Source organism: Acrocarpospora phusangensis (assembly GCF_016862995.1).
Lineage (GTDB): Bacteria > Actinomycetota > Actinomycetes > Streptosporangiales > Streptosporangiaceae > Acrocarpospora > Acrocarpospora phusangensis.
Map to the genome: position 1 here is coordinate 1 of NZ_BOOA01000170.1, position 4,675 is coordinate 4,675.

Here is a 4,675-nt window from a genome sequence, read left to right on the forward strand (position 1 = left end):
CGCCTGGTCGGCCTCCGCCTGGTCGGCCTCCGCCTGGTCGGCCTCCGCCTGGTCGGCCTCCGCCTGGTCGGCCTCCGCCTGGTCGGCCTCCGCGCCCACCTGCGGCCCCGCGTTCCCGGCTACACCGGTGATGCTTGGCGCCGGTGCCGCGAGTAGCGTCACCTGCGTCAACGGCGCCGGATAACGGTGAGCGGCCGGTGCCTCGGGTCATTCTGTTAGGCGCTCTGACGCCACCAGCTCCACGCCCGCCGAACCACGTCGGCGGATCTTTGGGGTGCCCGGGAGAGCGTGGGTCTGCGGAGGCACGTTAGTTGTCGAGGAGTGGGCGCGCCGTAGGGGGCGGGGGTCCGTGGGGGGTGGGGGTTGACCAGGTAGGGTTCGCGGTTGTGTACGGACATGTTGAGCTGCATGGCCATCGGGGTGCGCGGGGTCTGCGTCCGGAGAACACGTTGCCGGGGCTGGCTTTCGCGTTGGAGCTCGGCGTCGACGCGCTGGAGTTCGACGTCACGCTGACCGCCGATCGGCAGCTCATTCTGAGTCATGATCTGACGGTTTCGGCTCTGACCAGCGCGGACACGGCCGCCGCGACCCCGGGGGACGAGATGTTCCCTTATGTCGGAAAGGCCATCAAGAACCTCACCCAGTATCAGATCCGAACCCTTGACGCGGGTGTGCGCCGCCCGAAGAAGGCCACGGATCCGTTCGCGGCCACCCAGGTCGCCCTTCCGGACACCCGGATGCCGACTCTCGGCGCGGTGCTCGGCCTGGTCGGCGCGTACGGGGCCGACAAGGTGCGGCTGCACGTGGAGCTCAAGTCCGACCCCACCCGCCCGGACCTCTCGCCCGACCACCGGCTTTTCACCGAGCTCGTGCTGGCGGAACTGGAGCGTCACGGCCGCCTGGCGTCCTCGGCGATCCTCAGTTTCGACTGGCGTGTCCTGGAGTGCGCCCGTGACGCGGTCCCGCACCGGTTCGCGCTGATCGAGGCCGACACCGTCGACCCCGCGTGGCTGGCCGGCTCCGACATCCGCGACCTCGAATCGGATATCCCGGCCGCGGCCGAGGCGGTCGGCGCGACCGCATTGTCCCCCGACCACGTGATGATCAACCCGCTGCTGATGACCAACGCCGCCCTGCGCGGCCTGCCGGTCGTCGCCTGGACAGTGAACGAACCCGAACGGGCCGCCACCCTCATCGAACTGGGCGTGGGCGGGATCGTCACCGACTACCCCGACCGCATGCGCGACCTGTGGTCGTCCCGCGGCATGCCACTGCCCGCTCCGGTCCGGGCGGTCCGGCACGCGGCCCTCACCTGATCAAGACGCCCACAAGAACCGCGCACCCGGACGGCGCACCCGGACGGCGCACCCGGACCGCGCACCCGGACCGCGCATCAGACCGCGCACCAAGACCCGCGCATCAGACCGCGCGCCAAGACCCGCGCATCAAGACCACACATCAGGACTCACACAGATCAGGACTGCGCATCACCGGCTGCGGGTCAGGACAGCGCGTCGAACCCGGCGCGGAGGTGGGCGAGCCGCTGGGCCAGGTCCGTGAGCGGCCCGGTCAGCGAGGAGTCGCCGGTCTTGCGGGCGGCTTCGCGTACCCGCGTGAGCTCGTTCTCCGCGGCCGTGAGACGCCGGGAGAGCTCGGGCAGGACAGGAGGCTGGTCGCCGTTGCCGTTGGGAAGTTCGGCGGCCAGGCGTTCCCGGAGCAGGGCGGCCTGCTCGGTGAGACGCTGCGTCATGTTGTAGAGCTCGACGAACACCGACACCTTCGCCCGCAGCACCCACGGATCGAACGGCTTGGTCAGATAGTCGACCGCCCCGGCCGCGTACCCCCGGAAGGCGTAGTCGGGCGCGCTGTCCACCACCGTCAGGAAGATGATCGGAATGTTCCGCGTACGCTCCCGGCGTTTGATGTGCGCGGCCGTCTCGAAGCCATCCATCCCGGGCATGCGCACATCCAGCAGGATCAGCGCGAACTCGGTGCCCAGCAGCGCCTTCAGCGCCTCCTCGCCGGAGCGGGCCCGGACCGGGATCAGATCCAGCGAGCTGAGGATCGCTTCCAGCGCGATCAGGTTCTCCTCCCGGTCGTCGACCATGAGGATCTTCGCGCGGTCGGGCATCAGTCCGCCTCCTGCTTCCCGCGCAGCAGCCAGCCGCGCAGCCGTTCGAGCAGCCGGTCCACGTCGACCGGTTTGGGCACGTAGTCGGACGCGCCGGAGGCGATGCTCTTCTCCCGGTCGCCGCGCATCACTTTGGCCGTCAGCGCGATGATCGGCAAGTCGGCGAACTGCGGCATGCGGCGGATGGCCGAGGTGGTCGCCCAGCCGTCCATCTCCGGCATCATGATGTCCATCAGGACGAGCGCCACGTCCTCGTTGCGTTCCAGCTGCTCGATGCCCTCGCGGCCGTTCTCGCCGTACACGACGACGGAGCCGTGCCGTTCCAGGACGCTGGTGAGGGCGAACACGTTGCGGATGTCGTCGTCCACGATGAGGATCTTGGCGCCGGTGAGTGGGTCGTCGCCCTGCCAGTCGCGGCCGACGGCCAGGTCGATCTCGGCCACCAGCCGGGGTTCGGGCAGGTCGGTCGGGAGCGGGATGTCGGGCAGCACGTCGTCGGTGTCGGGCTGGTGCCCGGCCAGCGCCAGCCGGTCCCGGCGTTCGGCCGTGTACGTGGCGATGGTGGCCGCCCCGCCGTCCCTGGCCGCCAGCGGTCCCGCGTACGACAAGGGCAGGTAGAGGGTGAAGGTGCTGCCTTCGCCGGGCACGCTGTCGACGTGGATCTCGCCCCCGAGCAGGCGGGCGATCTCCCGGCAGATGGACAGGCCGAGGCCGGTGCCGCCGTACTTGCGGCTGGTGGTGCCGTCGGCCTGGCGGAACGCCTCGAAGATCACTTCGAGTTTGTCGGGGGCGATGCCGATGCCGGTGTCCACGACCGCGAAGGCGAGGATCTTGTCGGAGTTGCGCAGGGTCTCGTCCACGTACGCGACGGTGCTGGGCGCGTGCGAGACCTGCAGCCGGACCTCGCCCTTCGGGGTGAACTTGACCGCGTTGGAGAGCAGGTTGCGCAGCACCTGCTGCATGCGCTGCTCGTCGGTGCGCAGCTCGTTGGGCACGCTCGGGTCGACCTCGACGGTGAACGACAGGCCCTTGTCCTGCGCGAGGGGCGCGAACGTGGCCTCCATGTAGTCCACCAGCTTGGGCAGCGACAGCTGCTGCGGGTGGATGTCCATGCGCCCGGCCTCCACCTTGGACAGGTCGAGGATGTCGTTGATCAGCTGGAGCAGCGCGGAGCCGGCGCCGTGGATGGTGCGGGCGAACTCCACCTGCTGCGGGGTCAGGTTGCCCTCGGCGTTCTCGGTGAGCAGCTTGGCCAGCACCAGCAGGCTGTTCAGCGGCGTGCGCAGCTCGTGCGACATGTTGGCGAGGAACTCGGACTTGTAGCGGCTGGACACGGCCAGCTGCTCGGCCCGCTCCTCCAGGGTGCGCCTGGCCTGCTCGATCTGGAAGTTCTGGATCTCGATGGCGCGGTTCTGCTTGGCCAGCAGCGCCGCCTTGTCCTCCAGTTCGGCGTTGGACCTGCGCAGCTCCTCCTGCTGGCGCTGCAGCTCGTCCGAGCGCTCCTGCAGCTCGGTGGCCAGCCGCTGCGACTCCTTCAGCAGATCCTCGGTACGCGAGTTGGCGATGATCGTGTTGATGGTGACGCCGATGGTCTCCACCAGCTGGGCCAGGAAGTCCCGGTGGATCTCGCTGAACTGGCTGAAGGAGGCCATCTCCAGCACGCCGAGCACCTGGTTCTCGAACAGGATGGGCAGCACCACGATCTGGGCCGGCTTGGCCTTGCTGAGGCCGGTCTCGATGGTGATGTACTCGGCCGGCACGTTCTCCAGGATGATCTGCTGGGTCTCCAGGGCGGCCTGGCCGACGATGCCCTCGCCGAGCGCGAAACGCTGGCGGGGGGAGGAGCCGGGCTGGATGCCGTACCCGGCGATCAGGGTGAGTTCGCCGTCCACGACCAGGTAGCAGGCGCCGTGGCTGGCCGACACCAGCGGGGTCAGCTCGCTCATGATCAGGCGGGTCACCTCGATGAGGTCGCGGTGGCCCTGCATGAGGCGGGAGATGCGGGCCAGGTTGGACTTGAGCCAGTCCTGGTCCTGGTTGGTGTTGGTGGTGTCCACCAGGGTGGACACCATCGTGTTGATGTTGTCCTTGAGCTGGGCGATCTCGCCGGGGGCGTCCACGGTGATGGAGCGGGTCAGGTCGCCGCGGGCGACCGCGCTGGTCACCTCGGCGATGGCGCGCACCTGGGTGGTGAGGTTGCCGGCCAGTTCGTTGACGCTCTCGGTGAGGCGCTTCCAGGTGCCCTCGACGCCCTCCACCCGGGCCTGGCCGCCCAGCTGGCCCTCCGAGCCGACCTCGCGGGCCACGCGGGTGACCTCGGAGGCGAAGGAGGAGAGCTGGTCCACCATCGTGTTGATGGTGGTCTTGAGGACCAGGATCTCGCCCTGGGCGTCCACGTCGATCTTGCGGGTGAGGTCGCCGTTGGCGACCGCCGTGGTCACCTCGCCGATGTTGCGGACCTGGTAGGTCAGGTTGGTGGCCATCGAGTTGACGTTGTCGGTGAGGTCCTTCCAGACGCCGGACACGCCGGGCACGCGGGCCTGG

At 69.2% G+C, this 4,675-nt stretch carries 3 protein-coding genes; 1 reads left to right on the forward strand and 2 read right to left on the reverse strand.

Annotated features, from left to right (window positions below; genetic code table 11):
* Positions 1-386: 386 nt before the first annotated feature.
* Positions 387-1,316: a glycerophosphodiester phosphodiesterase family protein gene (locus Aph01nite_RS40635; protein WP_204046428.1), complete on the forward strand. Its 930-nt coding sequence runs from the start codon at positions 387-389 to the stop codon at positions 1,314-1,316.
* Positions 1,317-1,501: 185 nt separating this feature from the next.
* Here Aph01nite_RS40635 and Aph01nite_RS40640 read toward each other — a convergent pair whose 3' ends face one another.
* Positions 1,502-2,131 (reverse strand): response regulator, encoded by a 630-nt coding sequence (locus Aph01nite_RS40640; RefSeq protein WP_204046429.1) that lies wholly within the window; start codon positions 2,129-2,131, stop codon positions 1,502-1,504.
* A partial coding sequence (locus Aph01nite_RS40645) for a hybrid sensor histidine kinase/response regulator (protein WP_204046430.1) occupies positions 2,131-4,675 on the reverse strand: 2,545 nt, incomplete at its 5' end. The genes Aph01nite_RS40645 and Aph01nite_RS40640, both read right to left, overlap by 1 nt.